Below are 22,065 nucleotides of genomic sequence, written 5' to 3'. Positions count from 1 at the left end.
TGTCTTTGCGGCCGTGTGCGGCGTCTGCCAAGCACCGGCAGCTGCGTTCATAGCGGCTCTCAGCTCACGCTTTTATGTCAGTTGAATGAAACATTTGTGACAATTCATCCGACTGAAAACACTGATGAATTTTCAACGCCATCACAGGAGGTGGAGGTTTTATGTCAAAATCTGACGGTAAACTCGCTGCCGACGCCCAGCTCCGACTTCACAATCAGGCGGGCGCGATGGCGGGTGAGGATATGTTTGACGATGGCGAGTCCCAGACCGGTGCCCTTTTTCGACCGACTGTCTTCGACATTGACCCGGTAGAAGCGCTCCGTCAGGCGTGGAACATGCTCGGCGGGGATGCCCGGGCCGCGATCGCGGACGCGCACTTCCGTCCCCACACCCGGCTCGCGGCGCAGCACCACATCGACCACCTTGCCCTCCTGACCATATTTACAGGCATTCTCCATGAGGTTTTCGAAGACCTCGACGAGTTCGTCCCGGTCGCCCATGACCTCGATCTTATCATCCGGCAGGTCGAGGCGGATCTCGACGCCGAGGTCCGCCGCCAGAGGCGCAAGGCTGTCGCGCACATGGCCCAGCACCGGCTTCAGATCGACCATCTGGTCGGGCGGCAGATGCGCCTTCAGTTCAAGCCGCGAGAGTGACAGGAGATCGTCCACGAGACGGCTCATACGGTTCGCTTGATCGAGCATGATGGCCAGGAAACGTTCCTTGGCCTTGGCGTCGTCCTTCGCCGGACCCTGCATCGTCTCGATAAAACCTCGAAGAGAGGCGAGCGGCGTGCGCAACTCATGGCTGGCATTGGCGACGAAATCGCTGCGCATGCGATCGAGGCGACGTAGCTCGGAGATATCGCGGAAGGACAGGAGAAACAGTTGCCGCGCATCCGCCTGAACCGGTGCGACGCGCACGATATAAACGCGTTCCGACGGCAGACGCTCGGAATGCTCGATCTGGTTCGGCAAACCCGTGTCGATTGTCTCCCTTATCATGTCGAGAATGCCCGGGGATCGCCAGCGGGCGGAGACGTGCCGCCCCTCGCCCAGGTCACCAAAGGCGCGCTCGGCCGCCGCATTCTGAGCCAGCAAGTCTGCTTGCGACCCCATCACCAAGACCGGCATGTCGAGCGCCTCGATCGAGGCGCAAATCGACGGCAGCGGATCGGCCGGCAGGGCCGGCTGCGGGATCGAGATCGTCGGGCCTGCTTTCTCTTCGCCCGGCGGATCAAGCACCATCACCATGCCAATGAACAAAGCGAAAAGGACGAGGGAATAACTGGCAGCCGCGCCGGAATACCAGGCGGCCAGGGCCATCAGCCCCGAAACGACGATGGCGAACCAGCGCGACAGAATGTGCCTCAGGGAACGGCGCCAGCCGCTGCTCTGCCCGTTGTCTGCCACCTGCGATGCACCTCGCGTTTCAATCCTATGAAGCCTGATAGACGGGATTCATGACAGAAGTTCCGGTGGCCTGCCATGGCTGGTGCTGCTTTATCCCCCACACGCGTCACCAAGCCCCCCATCTTCGCGCCCGAGCCTTGCGCTCTATCTTCGCTTGCGCTCAATTATGGAAAACAGACAAAGCCGATCGGGCCGGAGGAAGATCATGGACGCACAAACGCAAAGCCGCGCCGTTACCTTGAAGATCCGGGGCAAGGAACGGATCTTCGACATCGACCAGCCGGAGCTGCCGGACTGGATCGAGGACGCGGCGCTGAAGTCCGGAGGCTTTCCCTACGACAAGAAGCTTTCGGACAAGGCGTATGTGGCGGAACTGACGGAGTTGCAGATCGAGCTAGTCAAGGTACAGTTCTGGATGCAGAAAACCGGGCAGCGCGTGATGGCGCTGTTCGAAGGCCGGGATGCCGCCGGCAAGGGCGGTGCGATCAGCGCGACCCTCGCTTACATGAACCCGCGCTCCGCCCGCGTCGTCGCGCTCACCAAGCCTACCGAGACCGAGATGGGGCAGTGGTATTTCCAGCGCTACATCTCCCATTTCCCGTCAGCTGGGGAATTCGTGCTGTTCGACCGCTCCTGGTACAACCGGGCCGGCGTGGAGCCGGTCATGAGTTTCTGCAAGCCCGAGCAGTACGAAGCCTTCCTCAAGCAGGTGCCACGCTTCGAAAAACTGATCGAGCAGGAGGGCATCCACTTCTTCAAGTTCTGGCTGGATACCGGGCAGGAAATGCAACTCAAGCGCTTCCACGACCGCCGGCATGATCCGCTCAAGTGCTGGAAACTGTCGCCAATGGATATTGCGGCCCTGCACAAATGGGACGATTACACCCAGAAGCGCGACCGGATGCTGAAGGAAACCCATACGGAGCGCGCGCCGTGGACAGTGCTGCATGCCAATGACAAGCGCCGTGCGCGGCTGAACCTGATCCGCCACATACTTCTGTCTCTCGACTATGAGGGCAAGGACAAGGACAAGATCGGCAAGCTCGACAAAAAGATTATCGGCAGCGGCCCGGGCTTTCTCGATTGAGACTGTTGGTTTGGAGGCAAAGCGGCCGGTAGGTCCAGGACCGGGGCGATCACTGCCCCGGCAGAACCCGAACGGCATAGAGGTTGATGCCCCTCCCCTTGCCCGTCACATCAGCGTTCACGATCAGACGCCCCGGAGTCGAGGGCGCCATGCCGCTGTCGAAGGTGACACGGAACAGCGCGTCCAGCTTCTGCGGATTGACGGTGAAACGATGGCGCGGGCAGTCGCCCATCCGGGGAAAATCACATTCCACCGATATCTGCACCGGATTGTCGTCCGGCGACTGCACCGTCAAGGCAATGGTCGAGGTGCGGCCGGCCAGTTCCTGCAGAACGTCGGCCGGCACGGTGATCTCGATCGCACCGGCTGCATCGCCGCTGCGCGAGACGATACGGGCGGCCGTACCGTCGCTGGCTGTCACCATGTCGACCGTCGCATTGGAACGGGCATGCAGGGCAGATACCTGGTCCGGCGTGAAGACGCTGATCCAGTCGTCGGTGAAGCCGCCGCGGGTATCAATCGCCTGTGGGCCTTTCGGCGCCTCGACCGGCGGCTGGGCATTGCCGGCAAAGTCCTCTTCCTCGGCGCGCGGCGGCGGATTGGGAACGCTGGTGTCGCGCTGTTCCGCCGTCAGCAACAGCCCTGAGGTGTAGACCCACCAGGCGCCGATCCCGAGGGCTGCCAAAAAAATGGTAAAGATCATCAGCCGGGCCACGCCGCCGCGCCTGCGCTTGCGAGGCTGTACGGCACGCTCGGACCGCATGTCGGGCATCGGGCCCTCGTCCGCCAGATGCGCTTCGCGCAGATCCGGCTTCGGTGGCTCGACGTCTTCGTCGAAGGCCGGCTCACGATCGTCAACCGGTGGCACCGCGGCCGCATGGTCCACAGGGTCGGCAGCAAAGCCAGGTTCCACGCGACCGGCTGGCCGATCGCCGAAGACTGGTGGTGCAACCGGCGGCTCGACACGGCGATCACCAGCCGCTGTCTGGGAGGATGCTGCGACGACGGGCGGCTCGACAGCCGGCTCAACGCGCATATCAAGTCGCGCACGCTCTTCGAGCTCGATTGCATGGATCAGCGCCTCCAATCGGCGCCGCTGGTGGTTGATCGCTTCGGGATCCTCGACGTTCTGCTTGCGCAGACCGGTTTCGAGTGCCTGGCGCGCCGACTGATAGACCCGTGCCCGTGATTCGGCATTGGCCCGGTCAGAGCGCTCCAGGGCGTTCCGGATGGCTGTTTCCAATCCGCTCATTGGTCGCCATACTCCTTCGGGGATCGCCCCTGCCACATCGCATCCATAGTTTCGATTCGGTAAACGCTCGATTTTTCAAGGGCAAGCCCGGAAACCTCCTATGGTCACGAATAAACACAGGATTGAGACCTTGAGCATCGATCTTGCCACAGCTTTGCGAATCCGCGCCTAATCTGCGTCTCTTTTCAGCCCGCCCCTCATCTGCTATTTGACGTTTGCGTAAACGTAAACTTCCTGGGAGGTGAAGTGATGGCCCTGCCGTCGATCCTGAAAGACACTCTGAGGCTGCCAGTTGTCGCCTCGCCGCTCTTCATCATATCGCATCCGCAGCTGACGCTGGCGCAGTGCAAGGCCGGCATCGTGGGATCGTTTCCGGCGCTCAATGCCCGCCCTGAAGCGCAGCTCGACGAGTGGCTGGCCGAGATCACGGAAGAGCTTGCCTCCCACAATGCCAAGAACCCGGGTCGCCCGGCAGCCCCCTTCGCGGTCAACCAGATCGTGCACATGTCGAACAAGCGGCTTGAGCACGACCTGATGATGTGCGTCAAATACAAGGTGCCGATCGTGATATCCTCGCTCGGCGCCGTGCCGGAGGTGAATGCCGCCGTGCATTCCTATGGCGGCATCGTGCTGCATGATGTGATCAACAACCGCCACGCCAATTCCGCCATCCGCAAGGGTGCCGATGGCCTGATCGCGGTTGCCACCGGGGCCGGCGGCCATGCCGGCACGCTCTCACCGTTCGCCCTTGTCCAGGAAATTCGTGAATGGTTCGACGGGCCGCTGCTGCTGGCAGGTGCGATCGCAAACGGCGGCGCGGTGCTGGCCGCCCAGGCCATGGGCGCGGATATGGCCTATATCGGCTCGCCCTTCATCGCGACCACAGAGGCTCGCGCGTCGGATGCCTATAAACAGGCGATCGTCGATGCCCATGCCAATGACATTGTCTATTCCAACTATTTCACCGGCATCCACGGCAACTACCTGAAGCCCTCGATCGTTGCGGCCGGCATGGACCCCGACAATCTGCCGGTCGCAGACCCGTCGAAAATGGACTTCGACAAGGCAACGACAGGGGCCAAGGCCTGGAAGGATATCTGGGGCTGCGGTCAGGGGATCGGCGTCGTCAAGGCGATCGAACCGGTCGCCGCCGTCGTCGACCGGCTGGAGCGCGAATATATATACGCAAAAAAGGCGATTTGCGGCTGAGGCCGACGCTGCTAGCGTCCCCGCAGATCTGATTTGCGAGGACCTCATGCACGCGCTGAAACTTACCATCACGCTCGCCGCCCTTGTCGGCAGCACCCTTTCTAGCCAGGCGGATGACGGCTCCTACAAGGAGTTCAAATCCTGGCAGGTTCTCTGCTCGCAGACCCGCTCCTGCACCATGCGGCAGTTCATTTCCGACAACCCGTTGTCCGGCTTCGAGCTGCAACGCAGCGGAAAGCCGGAAGCGCCGGTGACGCTTGTGGTCACGCCGAGCGACAGTGCCGTCGCCGAAAGCGAGGGCGCGCCGGAAGTCACCATTACGGTCGACGGGGCCGCGCCATTGGTACTCAAGGCCCCCTCGGTCACGGCCGATGCCGGCAGCTATGCCTTCCAACTCCACGGCGACTTCATCGGGACCGGTCTCATCGAGAGCCTGAAAAACGGCACGACCGCGACGATCACCATGAAACGTGGTGACAAGATCGCCAAGGGCGATCTTCCGCTCGCCGGCGCGGCCGCGAGCCTCTTGTTCATCGACGAGTATCAGGACCGCATCGGCCACACGGACGCGATGAACGCCACAGGCGACAAGGCGCCCAACCCGCCGCTGCCGATCAGCGACATTGCGACGATCGACGAACTGCCCGACGCGATCCGCGCACATTTCGCCGAAGGCAGTGATTGCGCCGACACGGATTCGAGCATGTTCAATGGCAATGCGCTGTCGCACAAGATCGATGACAACACGACGCTCTACGTGACCCCCTGCGGCATGAGCGGCGCCTATAACGTCCCCTATGTCGCTTATGTCGACAGTTTCGGCATGATCGCCCAGCTCGCCTTCCCGACCATGGTCGACGGCGCGCCGAGTGCAACGCCCCAGGCCTTCAACCTCGCCTATGACTGGACAAACAAGACCTTCTCCTCCTTCTTCAAGGGACGCGGTATCGGCGATTGCGGCACCTATAGCCGGTGGCGCCTGGCCGAAGGCGCCATGGGCCCGCAGCTCGTGCTTTCCGAGGAAACCTTTCGCGACTGCCCGGAACAGTTCAGCGAAACCGACGAGATCGACCCCGGCAGTTGGCCCAAGACCTGGCCGGTGAAATAGGTCACGCATTGGTCGCCTATGGCATCAAGGCGGCCACACTCGACCAGGCCGGGGAAATTTTTCCCGGCACCGGAAAACCGGCTTGAAATCACCCGGCAATCCCTGTATCAGCCCCTCACCGCAAGCAACGGGCCACGCCCGTCCGCAGATGCCGCTTTAGCTCAGGTGGTAGAGCACATCATTCGTAATGATGGGGTCGCAGGTTCGAGTCCTGCAAGCGGCACCATTTTTTCATCTAGATTCCCGACAGATAGTTGACACCATATTCCTAAGACACGGGTGATTACCGTGTGCTAGACCTGTGATTACCGCTCAATTTCTGCGGCGAAGCACCAGCGAAGCTTTAGTCCGGCCTATCGGACCCCAACATCCATATACCAGATCGACAACGTCGCCAGCTTCGCGCATTGACGCGTAAATCACCCCAATACATCCTGAAATTGCAGCCCCCCCCCCCCATCATTGCAAGGGAGAGAGTGATATGCCAGCTTTGCAGTCTATGTACCGTGGAACTCAGCCCGGCAAACCCACGCCGCAGACAGGTGGGGGCGCGGGCGGGCATACTGGAGGGGCGGGTCAGCCTAAGCCGGGTCGCCGCAACTGAGCCCACTAATGCGCCACAGACTGATGGAACAGGAAAGTCGCACGGACTAAGTCTGGGCGACTTTTCACGATGGCAAGTACTAGTCTCTCACCAAAAAAAATCGGTTTCTTTCTGAACTATTACCCCCTCACGCCCCCGCCCCATACCCCTTCAACCTCCGCCGCGTATCCGACGGGCTCTCGCGAAAATGGGCCCTATAGCTACGCGAAAAGGCGGACGCCGAGTTGAAGCCGGTGGCGGCGGCGATGTCGGCGAAGGGGGTGCGGGTTTCGATCACCTTGCGGCGGGCGGCGTTCAGCCGCAGCGCCAGGTAATGGATATGTGGCGGGGCGCCGATCGCCTCGATGAACAGGGTCTGCAGCCGTCTTTCGCTGATGCCGATGCGGCGCGCCAGCCGGACCAGCGGCAGCGGCTGTTCCAGATGCTCCTCCATCACCCGCATCGCCTGGCTGACGCGGGGATCGGCAAGCCGGATGCTGCCGGTGGAGGGCATGGCGGTGGCCCCAGGGCTTACGCCGCCCTGCTCGTAGATGAACTGCCGTGACACTTCGAGCGCCAGCGAATAGCCGTGACGGCGGCGGATCAGTTCCAGCATCAGATCGAGCGTCGGAAGCGAGCCGCCGGTGGTGATGCGCTTGCCGTCAATGACGAAGCGCTCGCGCACCGTCTTCACCTGCGGATAGGCGGCAGCGAAATCGTCATAATCTTCCCAGTGCAGCGTGGCGGAAAAATTGTCGAGGAGCGCGCTGTCGGCCAGCAGCCAGGCACCGGATTCGATGCCGGCCACGAGGCTGCGATGCCGGGCCGACTTCGCCAGCAGGCGCTTTAAATCCGACGTGGCATGGCGCTTCCAGTTGTGGCTCGACAGGACGAAGAGTGGATCTTCCTCGCTGCCGGGTTGGAAGGCACCGTCCACCGGGATCGGGATATGGCTCTTGGTCTCGATTGCCCGTCCGTCGGGACTGAGGATCCGCCAGCAATACAGCTCCAGCCCGCTCACCCTATTTGCCAGGCGCAAGGGCTCAATGACCGAGGCGACCAGAATCAGATTGGTGTCGGGTACGACGAGGAGGTCGAGCGTGGTGGTGGAACTGGAATCGGACATGCGGCACGGATCTCGCGATATTGCCGATAGTGTATAGAAGTTGTCCAATTCTGCAAAGCATGCTGCGGCATTCTGTCTCGTAATAGGTCCAACGAACGAGGGAGAATAATCCGTGCCTTTGACCATGAACCGGGATGTCTTCATCACTTGCGCCGTCACCGGCGCCGGAGACACCACCTCGAAATCGCCGCATGTGCCGATCACTCCCAAGCAGATCGCCGAGTCCGCCATCGATGCCGCCAAGGCCGGTGCCGCCGTCGTGCATTGCCATGTCCGCGATCCGGAAACGGGTGCCGCCAGCCGCCGCAACGATCTCTACAAGGAAGTGACCGACCGCATCCGCTCGGCCGATGTCGACGTCGTCCTGAACCTGACCGCCGGCATGGGCGGGGACCTGATTTTCGGCAATGTCGAACAGCCGCTGCCGCTCAACCCCGTGGGCACCGACATGGCCGGCGCCACCGAACGCGTGTCCCATGTCGCCGAATGCCTGCCGGAAATCTGCACACTCGATTGCGGCACGATGAATTTCTCGCTCGGCGATTACGTCATGACCAACACGCCGTCGATGCTGCGGGCCATGGCAAAGCTGATGACGGATCTCGGCGTGCGCCCCGAGATCGAAGCCTTCGACACTGGCCATCTGTGGTTCGCCAAGCAGCTGGTCGAGGAAGGCCTGATCGAGGATCCTGTTCTCATCCAGCTCTGCATGGGCATTCCCTGGGGTGCACCCGACGACCTCAACACCTTCATGGCGATGGTCAACAACGTGCCGGCCAACTGGACCTTCTCGGCCTTCTCGATCGGCCGCAATGCCATGGCCTATCCGGCGGCATCAGTGCTTGCCGGCGGCAATGTGCGCGTCGGGCTCGAAGACAATCTCTATGCCGGCAAGGGCCTGCTCGCCACCAATGCCCAGCTCGTCGAAAAGGCCGTGACCGTGATCGAGGGCATGGGCGCCCGGATCATCGGGCCGGACGAGGTGCGCAAGAAGTTGAAGCTCACCAAGCGCTGATGCCCCGCCCGTCCCTGATAGTTTCGGGGGAGGGTCACAGAACAAACAGACATGCGGACGAGAACGTGATGAGCAAAATCCAGAAGGCGGCCTGTATCGGCGGCGGTGTGATCGGCGGAGCCTGGGCGGCGCGTTTCGTGCTGGCCGGCATCGACACGACGATCTTCGATCCGCATCCGGAGGCCGAGCGCATCATCGGTGAGGTCATGGCCAATGCCGAACGCGCCTATGAAATGTTGACCATGGCGCCGCTGCCCCCCAAAGGGAAACTCACCTACGCGGCCTCGCTCGAGGAAGCAGTCGCCGGCGCCGACTGGATCCAGGAAAGCGTGCCGGAGCGCGTCGATCTCAAGCGCGGCGTCATCACCCAGATCGATGCGGCAGCCGACCCGCAAGCCCTGATCGGCTCCTCGACTTCCGGAATCCTGCCGACCGATCTGCAGCGCGACATGAAACATCCCGAGCGCATGTTCGTCGCGCATCCCTATAACCCGGTCTATCTCCTGCCGCTCGCCGAACTCGTCGGCGGTGAAAAGACCAGCCGCGCCGTCCTGGAAGATGCCAAGGCGAAACTCGCACCGATCGGCATGAAGGGCGTCATCCTCAACAAGGAGATCGAAGGTTTCGTCGGCGACCGGTTGCTGGAAGCGCTGTGGCGCGAGGCGCTCTGGCTGATCAACGACGACATCTGCGACACCGAGACCCTCGATGACGTGATTCGCTATTCCTTCGGCATGCGCTGGGCGCAGATGGGCCTGTTCGAGACCTATCGCATCGCCGGCGGCGAAGCCGGCATGCGGCATTTCCTCGCCCAGTTCGGCCCCTGCCTCGCCTGGCCCTGGACCAAGCTCACCGACGTGGTCGATCTCAACGACGAACTCGTCGACAAGATCGCCGGCCAGTCAGACGCCCAGTCGGGCGCGCGCGGCATCCGCGATCTCGAGCGCATCCGCGACCAGAACCTCGTGGGCATCATGCAGGCCTTGAAGGCCGGCGATGCCGGTCGTGGCTGGGGTGCGGGCAAGCTTTTGTCCGAGTTCGAGCAGCATCTCTGGTCGGCCGCACCGGCGCCCGCTGCCGCTGATGTCACGAAGCCAATCAAGCTTGCGGACTTCCGTGTGCATCCCTCCTGGGTCGACTACAACGGCCACATGACCGAATACCGCTACAGCCAGTGCTTTGCCGACAGTTCGGACGCGCTGCTGCGGCTGATCGGCGTCGACATGGATTACGTCTCGGCCGGTCACAGCTATTATACCGTCGAAAATCATGTGCGGCTGCTCGACGAGTGCAAGCTGGGTGATGCGCTCTATGTCGAGCTGCAACTGCTGCCGTCGGATGGGAAGAAGCTGCACAGCTTCTTCTGGCTGCGGCGCGCTGCCGACAATGCCGTCGTGGCGACCTGCGAACACCTGATGCTGCATGTGTCCACGGCGGAAGGCAAAACCGTGCCGCCACTTCCGGAGATCCTCGCCAAACTCGAACCTCTGATCGCCGGTCACGCTTCGCTGCCGGTGCCCGGTGGCGCCGGTCGGCATGTGGGACAGAAGAGGTAGCCACATGCAGCAGCCAGGACCGAAGGCAGGAGGATAAGGCATGGATTTCGCCCTCACCGCAGAGCAGCAGATGATCGTGGAAACGGTCCGCGGCTTCGTGGAGAGCGAACTCTATCCTCTTGAGGACCAGGTCGAGAGACAAGGTTTCGTCCCGCCTGAGATGGGCTGGGACATCGCGGCCAAGGTGAAGCAGCTCGGCTTCTTCGCCTGCAACATGCCCGAAGAGGTCGGCGGTGGCGGGCTCGACCACCAGACCTTCACGCTGGTGGAACGCGAACTCGGCCGGGCCTCCATGGCGCTCACCGTGTTTTTCGGCCGGCCCTCCGGCATTCTGATGGGCTGCAACGACGACCAGCGCGAACGCTATCTGCTGCCGGCCACGCGCGGCGACAAGTTCGACGCGCTCGCCATGACCGAGCCCGGCGCCGGCTCGGACCTGCGCGGCATGAGCTGCACGGCCCGCCCCGACGGCGACGACTGGGTGATCAACGGCACCAAACATTTCATCAGCCATGCCAATATCGCCGATTTCGTCATCGTCTTCGTCGCCACCGGTGAAGAGGAAACGCCGAAGGGCGTGAAGAAGCTGATCACCTGCTTCCTCGTCGATCGCGGCACGCCCGGATTCACCATCCGTGACGGCTATTCCTCCGTGTCCCATCGCGGCTACAAGAACTGCATCCTCGATTTCGACGATTGTCGCCTACCCTCGGCCCAGATCCTCGGCGAGCTGCACAAGGGATTCGAACTCGCCAATGCCTGGCTCTACGGCACACGCCTGACCGTCGCTGCGAGCTGCGTCGGCCGCGCCCGGCGGGTCTTCGACCTTGCGGTTCCCTACGCCGCCGAGCGGCACCAGTTCGGCAAGCCAATCGGCGCCAACCAGGGTGTTTCCTTCAAGCTCGCCGACATGATCACCGAGATCGATGCGGCGGACTATCTGACGCTTGCCGCCGCCTGGCGTCTTGACCAGGGCCTTCCGGCCAATCGCGAGATCGCGTCGGCCAAGCTATACGCCTCGGAAATGCTCTCCCGCGTCACCGACGAGGCAATCCAGATCCATGGCGGCATGGGCCTGATGGACGACCTGCCGCTGGCGCGCTTCTGGCGCGACGCACGCGTGGAGCGGATCTGGGACGGCACCTCGGAAATCCAGCGCCACATCATCAGCCGCGACCTGCTGCGGCCGTTTGGAGCGTGATCATGGCGCACGGACCCTCTCACCCGATCACCGCTCCATCCGTCTCCTCCCCCGGAAGGCCACAGGACCCGTATCAGGGCCTGTGGCCAGGGGAGCAAGCCGCCCTGACGACATCGCTGCTTCCTGAAGTCCAGGGTCTGCTCGCGCCGCTCCAGGCGATACGTCTCGGCGATTTCCTCACCGGCCGGTGGCTCGGCAGGGGGCTTGGATGACGACTGAAGCCCGCTCGCCGCTCGCCCGCCTGATCCGTCCTGAAACCATCGCCGTCTTTGGCGGCAAGGAAGCGGCACGGGTGGTGGAACAGTGCGACAGGGCGGGCTATCGCGGCAAAATCTGGCCGGTGCACCCCACGCGCGAGACGGTACACGGCCATCGGTGCTATCGGTCGGTCGCCGATCTTCCAGGCGCACCGGATGCCGCCTTCATCGGCGTCAATCGCGTGCTCACGGTAGAGATCCTGCGCGAGCTCTCCCAGCGTGGTGCCGGCGGTGCCATTTGCTATGCCTCGGGTTTTGCCGAAGCCGTGACCGAACTGGCCGATGGTCCGGCGCTTCAGGCGGAACTGGTGGCAGCCGCCGGCGACATGGCCATGCTCGGCCCCAATTGCTACGGCTTCATCAACATGCTGGACGATGCCCTGCTCTGGCCCGACCAGCACGGCATGGTCCATGTCGACCGGGGTGTAGCCATCCTCACCCAGTCATCCAACATCGCGCTCAACATCACGATGCAGGCCCGAGGTCTGCCGATTGCCTATTTGATGACCGCAGGCAATCAGGCCCAGACGGGCCTGTCGGCGCTCGCGACCGCCGCCCTGGAGGACCAGCGGGTGACTGCGGTTGCCCTTCATGTCGAAAGCTTCGACGATCTAGAGGCCTTGCAAACGCTCGCAAGCCGTGCTCGTGCGCTCGGCAAGCCGGTCGTCGCGCTGAAGGTCGGCAAATCCATCGCCGCCCAGCGCGCGGCGCTCTCCCACACAGCCTCGCTTGCCGGCAATGATCGCGTCTCCTCAGCACTGCTCAAGCGTCTCGGCATCGGGCGGGTCCATTCGCTGCCCGAGATGCTGGAGACATTGAAGCTCCTGCATGTCTGCGGGCCGCTTGCCGCCGACACCGTATCCTCGATGAGCTGTTCCGGGGGAGAGGCCTCGCTGATGGCGGATGCCGGCGTTGGCAGGTCGGTCGAATTTCCCGATCTCCCAGCGGAACAACTGCCGGCGCTGCGCGAAACGCTTGGCACCATGGTGACGCTCTCCAATCCGCTCGACTACCACACCTTTGTATGGGGCAATCGGGCACGGCAGGCCGAGGCGTTTTCGGCCGTCATGGGCGGTGACTACGGCATCAATCTCATCGTCCTCGATTTTCCTCGGGCCGACCGCTGCGATGTCAGCGACTGGACGACGACCATTGAGGCGGTCATCGACGCAAAGCGTCGGACCGGTGCTGCCACCGGCGTGGTGGCCACCCTTGGCGAGACCATGCCGGAAGCCGTCGCGACGCGTCTGGTTACCGAGGGCGTCGTGCCCTTCTGCGGCATTGATGAGGCGCTGGCCGCGATCGATATCGCGCATTCTATACACGTCGCCTGGAGCAGGCCGGCCCCGGCCTGCCTCTCGTGCTCCCCTGTCGTCGAGACGGATGTCACGTCTCTCTTCGAAGACCGCGCGAAACCCTTGCTCGCCGCCTATGGCGTTACGGTCCCCTATGGTCTGATCGCCCGCAATCCGGAGCAGGCGGTTTCCGTGGCAGATCGGCTCGGCTATCCGGTGGCCGTCAAGGGCATTGGCATCGCGCACAAGAGTGATGTCGGCGCGGTGCGCCTCAACATCAGAAGCGCCTCCGAAGTCCTCGCGGCGGCGACGGCCATGGCAGCCATCACCGAGCGTTTTCTCGTTGAAAAAATGGCCCAAAAACCCGTGGCAGAGCTGATCGTCGGCGCGTTTCGCGACCCCTTCGTCGGACCGGTGATGACGCTTGGCGCTGGCGGCGTGCTCGTCGATCTGATCAACGACAGCACGATTTTGCTTCTGCCTACCACCGATGCCGACATTCGCGCGGCAATTGCAAGCCTGAAGGTCTCCGCTCTCATCAAAGGCTATCGCGGCGGGCCGGCAGGCGATATCAATGCATTGGTACAACTCGTCGCCTCTGTCGCAGATTATGTCGCAGACAACGCAACGAGACTGGAAGAACTGGACCTTAATCCGGTTCTGGTGCTGCCGGAAGGTGAAGGCGTCATCGCCGTCGATGCCTTCATCCGGACAAGGAGTTGAACGCGTGACCGACCCTATCCGCACCCGCCGCGAAAACGGCATCCTGGAGGTGACGATTGATCGTCCCAAGGCCAATGCCGTTGATCTCGCCACCAGCCGGATCATGGGCGAAATCTTCGCAAACTTCCGCGACGACGCCAGCCTGCGGGTTGCCATCATCACCGGTGCCGGCACGAAATTCTTCTGCCCAGGCTGGGACCTGAAGGCGGCAGCCGAGGGTGATGCGGTCGACGGAGACTACGGCGTCGGCGGCTTCGGCGGGCTGCAGGAACTGCGCGATCTCAACAAACCCGTGATCGCCGCAATCAACGGCATCTGTTGCGGCGGCGGTCTGGAGATTGCGCTATCAGCCGATCTCATTCTCGCCGCCGACCATGCCACCTTCGCGCTGCCGGAAATCCGCTCGGGCACGGTTGCCGACGCCGCCTCGATCAAGCTGCCGAAGCGCATTCCCTATCACATCGCCATGGACATGCTCCTGACCGGGCGCTGGCTGAACGCCGAGGAGGCGCATCGCTGGGGCTTCGTCAACGAGATCCTGCCGGCAGACACGCTGATGGACCGCGCCTGGGCGCTGGCACGCCTACTCGAAAGCGGCCCCCCACTGGTCTATGCCGCAATCAAGGAGATCGTGCGCGATGCGGAGGGGCGGGATTTCCAGACGACGATGAACAAGATCACCAAACGGCAATACCGGACGGTAGACGTGCTTTACGGCAGCGAAGACCAGTTAGAGGGCGCACGCGCCTTCGCCGAGAAGCGCCAGCCGGTATGGAAAGGAAGATAGTTTCAAGCAGCCGCGTGAGGGCCCTGGCGGTCGGCCCGATTGCGCAACCGTACGATCGCCACCGTCACGGAAAAATGCCGGACGCATAACCAACCAGAACAAGGGAACAGACGATGAGCAACGATAAATTTCTTTCGAGCCTGAGCCGAGCCGCACTCAGCCGACGCGAGTTCATGGGCCGCGCCATGGCCGCCGGCCTGACGCTCACGGCCGCCAGCTCGCTCTACGCCACCAGCGCCTCGGCGCAGGAGCCGAAGCGCGGCGGCAACCTGAAGCTCGGCCTCGAAGGCGGCTCGGCCACCGACAGCAAGGACCCGGCGAAATTCCTGTCGCAGTTCATGTTCTGCGTCGGCCGCTGCTGGGGCGACATGCTGGTCGAAAGCGATCCGCTGACGGGTGCAGCGGTCCCGGCGCTCGCCGAAAGCTGGGAACCGTCCGCCGATGCCGCGACCTGGACCTTCACCATCCGCAAGGGCGTGCAGTTCCATAACGGCAAGGAACTGACCATCGACGACGTCGTCGCCACCCTGAAGCGCCACACCGACGAGAAGTCCGAATCCGGCGCGCTCGGCGTGATGAAGTCGATCAAGGAGATCAAGAAGGATGGCGACAAGCTCGTTCTCGTCTTGACCGAAGGCAATGCCGACCTGCCGCTGCTTCTCACCGACTACCACCTCGTCATCCAGCCGAACGGCGGTTACGACGACCCGCTCGCCTCGATCGGCACCGGCCCCTACAAGCTGACCAGCTTCGAAGCCGGCGTGCGCGCAACGCTTGAAAAGAACCCCAATGACTGGCGTTCGGACCGCGGCTATGTCGACACGATCGAGATCATCGGCATGAACGATGCGACCGCCCGTATCGCGGCGCTCGCCTCCGGTCAGGTCCACTACATCAACCGCGTCGATCCGAAGACCGTCGGCATGCTGAAGCGCTCGCCGAATGTCGAGATCCTCTCGACCTCCGGTCGCGGCCACTATGTCTTCATCATGCATTGCAACACCGCGCCGTTCGACAACAACGATCTTCGCCTTGCGCTGAAATATGCCATGGACCGCGAAGCCATGGTCGAGACCGTGCTCGGCGGTTACGGCAAGGTCGGCAACGACTTCCCGATCAACAGCACCTATGCGCTCTTCCCCGAGGGCATCGAGCAGCGCACCTACGATCCGGACAAGGCCGCCTTCCACTACAAGAAGTCGGGTCACTCCGGTCCGGTCCTGCTGCGCACGTCGGAAGTCGCCTTCCCGGGGGCTGTCGACGCCGCCGTTCTCTACCAGGGCAGCGCCCAGAAGGCCGGTATCGAGATCGAAGTGAAGCGCGAGCCGGGTGACGGCTACTGGTCGAATGTCTGGAATGTCCAGCCCTTCTCCACGTCCTATTGGGGCGGTCGCCCGACCCAGGACCAGATGTATTCCACGGCTTACCTTTCGACCGCCGACTGGAACGACACCCGTTTCTTGCGTCCCGACTTCGACAAGATCCTGCTTCAGGCGCGCGCCGAACTCGATGAAGGCAAGCGCAAGGACATGTATCGCGAGATGGCGATGATGGTGCGCGACGAGGGCGGCCTGATCCTGCCGATGTTCAACGACTTCGTGAACGCGGCGCAGAAGAGCGTGAAGGGCTATGTTCACGACATCGGCAACGACATGTCGAACGGCTATGTCGCGACCCGCGTCTGGCTGGAAGCCTGATTGCCCGAAACGAGCAGTCGTCTGACGTACTGCTCCGGTCATCGGCCCGCGGACATGAGGTTCGCGGGCCATACCCGTTTTTCTGGATGGCGGCTCAAAACGCATGACCCAATCGACCGATACCGGTGACATACCGGCCCTTTCTCTCTACCAGCGGTTCCCGCTGGCCGTCCTGGTGGCGCAGCGTCTGGTGCTGAGCCTCGTCCTGCTGCTCGCGGTTTCGGTGCTCATCTATGGCGGCGTCGAGGCCCTTCCCGGCGACTTTGCCACCACCTATCTCGGCCAGTCGGCCACGCCGCAGGCGGTCGCCAATATCCGCGCCGATCTCGGCCTCGACCGGCCCATCGTCACCCGTTATTTCGAATGGCTCGGCGGCGCAATCCAGGGCGATTTCGGCACCTCCTGGGCGAGCCGGAACTCCGTCACCGAACAGATCGGAAAGCGGCTCGGCAATTCCCTGTCGCTGGCAGCACTCGCCGCCGCGATTTCCGTGCCGCTCGCGGTCGGCCTCGGCATGCTCGCCGTGCATTTTCGCAACCGCATGCCCGATCGCATCATCAACGTGATCTCGCTTGCGGCGATCTCGCTGCCGGAATTCTTCATCGGCTATTTGCTGATCCTGGTCTTCGCGATCAACTTCAACATCGCGACCTTCCCCTCGACCGTACATGACGGCATGACCATCGCCGAACGGCTGAAGGCCATGGCGCTGCCGACGGCGACACTCGTGCTCGTGGTGCTTGCCCACATGATGCGCATGACCCGCGCCGCAATTCTCTCGGTCATGTCGTCGGCCTATATGGAAACCGCCGAACTGAAGGGCCTCTCCGCGCTCCGGGCCATCGTCAAACATGCCGCACCGAACGCGATTGCCCCGATCGTCAACGTCGTCGCCCTCAACCTCGCCTATCTCGTCGTCGGCGTCGTCGTGGTCGAAGTGGTCTTCGTCTATCCCGGCATGGGCCAGTACATGGTCGATGCCGTCACCGTGCGCGACATGCCCGTTGTCCAGGCCTGCGGCCTGATCTTCGCGGCAGTCTACATCTTCCTCAACATGCTGGCCGACATCATCGCCATCGTCGCCAATCCGAGACTGAGGCATCCGAGATGAGATTGAGACAGATCCCCATCAGCGCCTGGGTCGGCATCTTCGGCATCACGCTCGCCATCTTCTGCGCGCTCTTTGCCCCCTTGATCGCGCCGCATGGCGAACGTGAGGTGGTGGGCGCCGTCTGGGAGCCCATGGGCGGGGCCTTCCCGCTCGGCACCGACAATCTCGGCCGTGACCTGCTGTCGCGCATGATCTATGGCACGCGCACCACGCTCACGGTGGCGCTGGCCGCGACAGTCATCTCGTTTTCGCTGGGCATCTTCCTCAGCTTCACGGCCGCCGTCTCGCGCGGCGTCATCGACCAGACACTGTCGCGCTTCAACGACCTGATGATGTCGATCCCGACGCTGATCTTCGCGCTCGTGGTGCTCGCGGTGCTGCCGCAGAACCTCTTAGTGCTGATCATGGTCATGGCGATCCTCGATTCCACCCGCGTCTATCGCCTCGGCCGGGCCGTCGCCCTCGACGTCGCCGTCATGGAATTCGTCGAGGCCGCCAAGCTGCGCGGCGAAGGCACGATGTGGATCATCTTCCGCGAGATCCTGCCCAACACGCTCTCCCCACTGCTCGCTGAATTCGGCCTGCGCTTCGCCTTCTCGATCCTCTTCCTCTCCACCCTCTCCTTCCTCGGCCTCGGCATCCAGCCGCCGGCAGCCGATTGGGGCGGCATGGTCAAGGACAACAAGGACGGGATCATCTTCGGCATTTCGGCAGCCCTCGTGCCAGGCTCGGCCATTGCCGCGCTCGCCGTCTGCGTCAACCTGGTGGTCGATTGGCTGCTCGGGCGCACATCCAGCCTGAAGGGAGGCCGTGGCGATGTCTGAACTCCTCACCGTCCGCGATCTGAAGATCGAAGCCACAGCCTATCCGCCGGGCGAACCGCCGAAGGACATCACCATCGTCGAGGGCGTCTCCTTCAGCCTGCCCAAGGGCCGGGTCCTCGGCCTCATCGGCGAATCCGGCGCCGGCAAGTCAACCATCGGTCTGTCGGCGCTCGCTTACGGTCGCGGCAGTGCCCGCATCACCGGCGGCGAAGTGCTGTTGAACGGTGAGAACATTCTGAAGCTCGGCAAGTCCGGCATTCGCAAGCTGCGCGGCGACCGCGTCTGCTATGTCGCGCAATCGGCTGCCGCAGCCTTCAACCCCGCCCACCGGCTGGGCGACCAGGTCATCGAGGCGACCGTCGCGCACAAGCTGATGACGGTCGAGGAGGCCCGCGCCCGCGCCACCTATCTGTTCGGTGTGCTCGGCCTGCCGAACCCGGAAACCTTCGGCGAGCGCTACCCGCACCAGGTCTCCGGCGGCCAGTTGCAACGCGCGATGACCGCCATGGCGCTCTGCTCCAACCCGGAACTGATCGTCTTCGACGAGCCGACGACCGCGCTCGACGTCACCACCCAGATCGACGTGCTGGCCGCGATCAAACACGCGATCGAGACGACCCACACCGCCGCTCTCTACATCACCCATGACCTCGCCGTGGTCGCGCAGATCTCGGATGACATCATGGTGCTGCGCCAGGGCAAGACCGTCGAGTATGGCACGACGCAGCAAATCATCGAAGCGCCGGCCCAAGAGTATACCCGCGCGCTCGTCAATGTCCGCCAGGCGCGCAAGGAGGAGGCCACCGACCAGAGCGATCGGCAGCTCAAAATCGAAAATGTGACGGCTGGCTATTCCAACGGCTTCAAGGTGCTGCACGACGTGTCGCTGCATCTGCCGAAGGGCCAGACGCTCGCCGTCGTCGGCGAGTCAGGCTCGGGCAAGTCGACCCTCGCCCGCGTCATCACCGGCCTCCTGCCGCCGATGTCGGGCACCGTCACCTTCGACGGTAAACCGCTGACGCCGGCCCTCAAGCAGCGCAGCCGCGATGACCTCCGCCGCATCCAGCTGATCTATCAGATGGCCGACACGGCAATGAACCCCCGCCAGACGGTGCGCGACATCATCGGCCGGCCGCTCACCTTCTATCGCGGCCTGCATGGGGCGGCGAAAACGGCGCGCGTCAAGGAGTTGCTGGAGCAGATCGAAATGGCCTCCGGTTTCATCGATCGCTATCCGGCCGAGCTGTCCGGCGGGCAGAAACAGCGCGTGGCAATTGCCCGAGCGCTGGCGGCGGAGCCGGAACTGATCCTCTGCGACGAGCCGACCTCTGCGCTCGATCCGCTGGTGGCGGAGGGCATCCTGTCGCTCTTGATGCGGCTGCAGGCGGAAACCCAGGTGTCCTACATGTTCATCACCCACGACATCGCGATCGTCCGCGCCATTGCCGACAGCGTCGCCGTCATGCATCGCGGTCGCCTGGTGCGCTTCGGGCCCAAATCGGAAGTGCTGTCGCCGCCCTTCGATGACTATACCGACCTCTTGCTCAAGTCCGTGCCCGAGATGGAACTCGGCTGGCTGGAGCGGGCGCTCGCCACCCGCCGCATGGAGAGCGCGGGGCACTGACGACGTAGCAGTAAGAACCCCCTCTGGCCTGCCGGCCATCTCCCCCACAGGGGGGAGAGACGCTGGGGAAACCGCTCGATCCACCTTCAAGGCAGCGCGCGGGGCCAAAGCCCCTCCCCCTTGTGGGGAGGGGTTGGGGAGGGGAAAACCACCAACTCGAATTCATCACCCGAAGGCACAGCATGACATCCCGCCCATTCACCACCATCGAAAACCAGTGGATCACCCTTGCCGACGGCACGCGGCTTGCCGCACGCATCTGGATGCCCGAGGGGGCCGAGACCGATCCGGTGCCCGCCGTCTTCGAATTCCTGCCCTATCGCAAGCGGGACGGAACGAGCCCACGTGACGAATCCACCTATCCGGTTTTCGCCGCCGCCGGCATTGCCGGCGTACGCGTCGATATCCGCGGCTCGGGCGAATCCGACGGTGTCATTGACGGCGAGTATACCGAACTCGAACTCGCCAATGCCTGCGAACTGATCGCCTGGATCGCCGCGCAGCCCTGGTCGAATGGCTCTGTCGGCATGATGGGGATCTCCTGGGGCGGCTTCAACTGCCTGCAGGTCGCAGCGCTGCGCCCACCGGCGCTGAAAGCCGTCATCTCGATCGCCTCGACCACCGACCGCTACAACGACGACATTCATTACAAGAACGGCTGCCACCTGTCGGCCCAGCTCTCCTGGGCCGCCACCATGCTCGCCTACCAGTCGCGCTCGCCCGATCCTGAAATCGTCGGCGACCGCTGGCGTGAGATGTGGATGGAACGGCTGGAAAACGAGCCCTTCTTCCTGGAGGAATGGCTCCCCCACCAGCGCCGCGACGCCTTTTGGAAACACGGCTCGATCGGCGAGGATTTCTCTGCCGTCGCGATCCCCTCGCTCGTCATCGCCGGCTGGGCCGACGGCTATCGCAACACGCCGCTTCTTGCCGTCGAGGGCATGCCCGACCGGTCCAAGGCGCTGATCGGTCCGTGGATCCACAAATACCCACATTTCGCCTGGCCGAAGCCACGCGCCGATTTTCACGGCGAGGCCATCGCCTTCTGGAACCGCTGGCTGCGCGGCGAGCAAAACGGGACCGTGGCCGTGTCGCAAGTGCGCGCCTATATCCTCGACGCCGTGAAACCCGCCCCACGCCGGGATGTCGATCCGGGCTTCTGGATTTCGAAAGACCGCTGGCAGGCACCGGAGATGCTGAATTTTTACGTCGAGGCCTTCGGCTCGCTGACGGAAGGCCATCCGATCCCAAATGCTTCGGCTCATCCGGTCTCGCTGAAATCCCCTCTCGACACCGGCACTGCCGCCGGCGAATGGTTCACGTTGAAGCCGGACGCCGAACTCGCCGGCGACCAGCGCATAGACGATGCGGGATCGTTGACCTTCCAGACTGCGCCCCTCACCCACACGCTCGATATCTTCGGCCGCCCGGAACTCTCCGTGATGCTGTCGAGCGATGCCCCGGTCGCCAATCTCATCGCCCGGATCGTCGACGTGCATCCCGACGGCTCCGCCACCCGCGTCGCCTTCGGCGTGCTGAACCTCACCCACCGCAACGGCAATGCCGAACCGCAACCGATGACACCGGGCGAACCGACACCGATCCGCTTGATCCTCGACGCCTGCGGCTACCGCTTCCGTCCCGGTCACCGCATCCGGCTGTCGCTCTCGTCCGCCTACTGGCCGATGGTTCTCCCGGCGCCGACCGATGCGGAACTGACGCTCGACATCGCCACGCTCGGCCTCGCTCTGCCGAAGCTCGGCGCGCACGACACCTTCGAGATGAAGCAGCCGGACAATCCCAATCCGTTGCCGACCTATATTGAACATGCGCCGTCGGAGACCCGCCGCCAGGTGCTGCGCGACCTCCAGGCCAACCGCACCTCCTACACGATCTATGAGGATACCGGCCTGTTCGAGCATCCCGGCACGGGCCTATCGACCCGCCAGGTGCGCGACGAAGTCTGGTCGATCTCGCCGGGCGATCCCCAGTCAATGACCGGGACCTCGGTGTGGACCTGCGACATGCTGCGCCCCGGCTGGTTCGTGCGCACCGTCTCGACATCGCATATCGCCTGCACCAAGACGGATTGGCTGATCAGTGCGTCGGTCGTGGCTTACGAAGGTGACATCAAGGTGTTCGAAAAGACCTTCCCGCAAAAGGCCATTCCGCGCGATCTGATGTAGACTGCACTGCGC

Annotated in this window: 17 protein-coding genes and 1 tRNA gene; 15 read left to right on the top strand and 3 right to left on the bottom strand. The window is 63.2% G+C overall.

The genetic code is table 11. The features are described from left to right. Window positions 1–164: 164 nt before the first annotated feature. Window positions 165–1,325 carry a phosphate regulon sensor histidine kinase PhoR gene (gene phoR / locus FJQ55_RS02240; RefSeq protein WP_140829038.1) on the bottom strand — a complete coding sequence of 387 codons (1,161 nt, stop codon included), beginning with the start codon at window positions 1,323–1,325 and terminating at the stop codon, window positions 165–167. Between the two features lie 292 nt (window positions 1,326–1,617). On the opposite strand from phoR, the gene ppk2 reads away from it, so the two are divergent. Next, a complete protein-coding gene (gene ppk2 / locus FJQ55_RS02235) occupies window positions 1,618–2,499 on the top strand; it encodes a polyphosphate kinase 2 (protein WP_140826099.1) in 882 nt (293 codons plus the stop codon). Window positions 2,500–2,548: 49 nt separating this feature from the next. Here ppk2 and FJQ55_RS02230 read toward each other — a convergent pair whose 3' ends face one another. Next, window positions 2,549–3,751 carry a hypothetical protein gene (locus FJQ55_RS02230; RefSeq protein WP_140826098.1) on the bottom strand — a complete coding sequence of 401 codons (1,203 nt, stop codon included), beginning with the start codon at window positions 3,749–3,751 and terminating at the stop codon, window positions 2,549–2,551. Between the two features lie 249 nt (window positions 3,752–4,000). Between FJQ55_RS02230 and FJQ55_RS02225 the strand changes: the two genes are divergently transcribed. From FJQ55_RS02225 to FJQ55_RS02215, 3 genes are all read left to right on the top strand, one after another. Further along, window positions 4,001–4,960, top strand: a complete 960-nt coding sequence (locus FJQ55_RS02225; protein ID WP_140826097.1) for an NAD(P)H-dependent flavin oxidoreductase — start codon at window positions 4,001–4,003, stop codon at window positions 4,958–4,960. 46 nt (window positions 4,961–5,006) lie between these two features. Beyond that, window positions 5,007–6,068: a DUF1176 domain-containing protein gene (locus FJQ55_RS02220; RefSeq protein WP_140826096.1), complete on the top strand. Its 1,062-nt coding sequence runs from the start codon at window positions 5,007–5,009 to the stop codon at window positions 6,066–6,068. A gap of 150 nt (window positions 6,069–6,218) precedes the next feature. Beyond that, window positions 6,219–6,294 (top strand) — tRNA-Thr (locus tag FJQ55_RS02215). Window positions 6,295–6,799: 505 nt separating this feature from the next. Here FJQ55_RS02215 and FJQ55_RS02210 read toward each other — a convergent pair. After that, window positions 6,800–7,777 (bottom strand): GlxA family transcriptional regulator, encoded by a 978-nt coding sequence (locus FJQ55_RS02210; RefSeq protein WP_246085000.1) that lies wholly within the window; start codon window positions 7,775–7,777, stop codon window positions 6,800–6,802. A gap of 112 nt (window positions 7,778–7,889) precedes the next feature. On the opposite strand from FJQ55_RS02210, the gene bcoG reads away from it, so the two are divergent. From bcoG to FJQ55_RS02155, 11 genes are all read left to right on the top strand, one after another. Next, the gene (gene bcoG / locus FJQ55_RS02205; protein ID WP_140826094.1) at window positions 7,890–8,792 is read left to right on the top strand and encodes a 3-dehydrocarnitine:acetyl-CoA trimethylamine transferase BcoG; all 903 of its coding nucleotides are present in this window, start codon (window positions 7,890–7,892) and stop codon (window positions 8,790–8,792) included. 68 nt (window positions 8,793–8,860) lie between these two features. Continuing rightward, window positions 8,861–10,348 (top strand): carnitine 3-dehydrogenase, encoded by a 1,488-nt coding sequence (locus tag FJQ55_RS02200; protein ID WP_140826093.1) that lies wholly within the window; start codon window positions 8,861–8,863, stop codon window positions 10,346–10,348. Window positions 10,349–10,388: 40 nt separating this feature from the next. Continuing rightward, window positions 10,389–11,549: an acyl-CoA dehydrogenase family protein gene (locus tag FJQ55_RS02195; RefSeq protein WP_140826092.1), complete on the top strand. Its 1,161-nt coding sequence runs from the start codon at window positions 10,389–10,391 to the stop codon at window positions 11,547–11,549. Window positions 11,550–11,551: 2 nt separating this feature from the next. Further along, window positions 11,552–11,761, top strand: a complete 210-nt coding sequence (locus FJQ55_RS02190) for a hypothetical protein (RefSeq protein WP_140826091.1) — start codon at window positions 11,552–11,554, stop codon at window positions 11,759–11,761. Further along, entirely contained in the window at window positions 11,758–13,824 is a 2,067-nt protein-coding gene (locus FJQ55_RS02185) for an acetate--CoA ligase family protein (protein ID WP_140826090.1), read from the top strand. The genes FJQ55_RS02190 and FJQ55_RS02185 overlap by 4 nt, the downstream gene beginning before the upstream one ends. A gap of 4 nt (window positions 13,825–13,828) precedes the next feature. Next, window positions 13,829–14,611 carry a carnitinyl-CoA dehydratase gene (locus FJQ55_RS02180; RefSeq protein ID WP_140826089.1) on the top strand — a complete coding sequence of 261 codons (783 nt, stop codon included), beginning with the start codon at window positions 13,829–13,831 and terminating at the stop codon, window positions 14,609–14,611. A gap of 113 nt (window positions 14,612–14,724) precedes the next feature. After that, complete coding sequence (locus FJQ55_RS02175; protein WP_140826088.1) at window positions 14,725–16,308, top strand: ABC transporter substrate-binding protein; 1,584 nt, start codon at window positions 14,725–14,727, stop codon at window positions 16,306–16,308. A gap of 103 nt (window positions 16,309–16,411) precedes the next feature. Continuing rightward, entirely contained in the window at window positions 16,412–17,419 is a 1,008-nt protein-coding gene (locus FJQ55_RS02170; RefSeq protein ID WP_140826087.1) for an ABC transporter permease, read from the top strand. Further along, entirely contained in the window at window positions 17,416–18,243 is an 828-nt protein-coding gene (locus tag FJQ55_RS02165; RefSeq protein WP_140826086.1) for an ABC transporter permease, read from the top strand. Before FJQ55_RS02170 ends, FJQ55_RS02165 begins: the two co-directional genes overlap by 4 nt. Next, on the top strand, window positions 18,236–19,867 hold the full coding sequence (locus FJQ55_RS02160; RefSeq protein ID WP_140826085.1) for an ABC transporter ATP-binding protein: 1,632 nt from the start codon (window positions 18,236–18,238) through the stop codon (window positions 19,865–19,867). The genes FJQ55_RS02165 and FJQ55_RS02160 overlap by 8 nt, the downstream gene beginning before the upstream one ends. Before the next feature lie 182 nt (window positions 19,868–20,049). Further along, complete coding sequence (locus tag FJQ55_RS02155) at window positions 20,050–22,053, top strand: CocE/NonD family hydrolase (protein ID WP_140826084.1); 2,004 nt, start codon at window positions 20,050–20,052, stop codon at window positions 22,051–22,053. Window positions 22,054–22,065 lie beyond the last annotated feature (12 nt).

Source organism: Rhizobium glycinendophyticum (assembly GCF_006443685.1).
GTDB lineage: Bacteria > Pseudomonadota > Alphaproteobacteria > Rhizobiales > Rhizobiaceae > Allorhizobium > Allorhizobium glycinendophyticum.
This window is presented reverse-complemented; position numbering and strand designations above follow the sequence as displayed.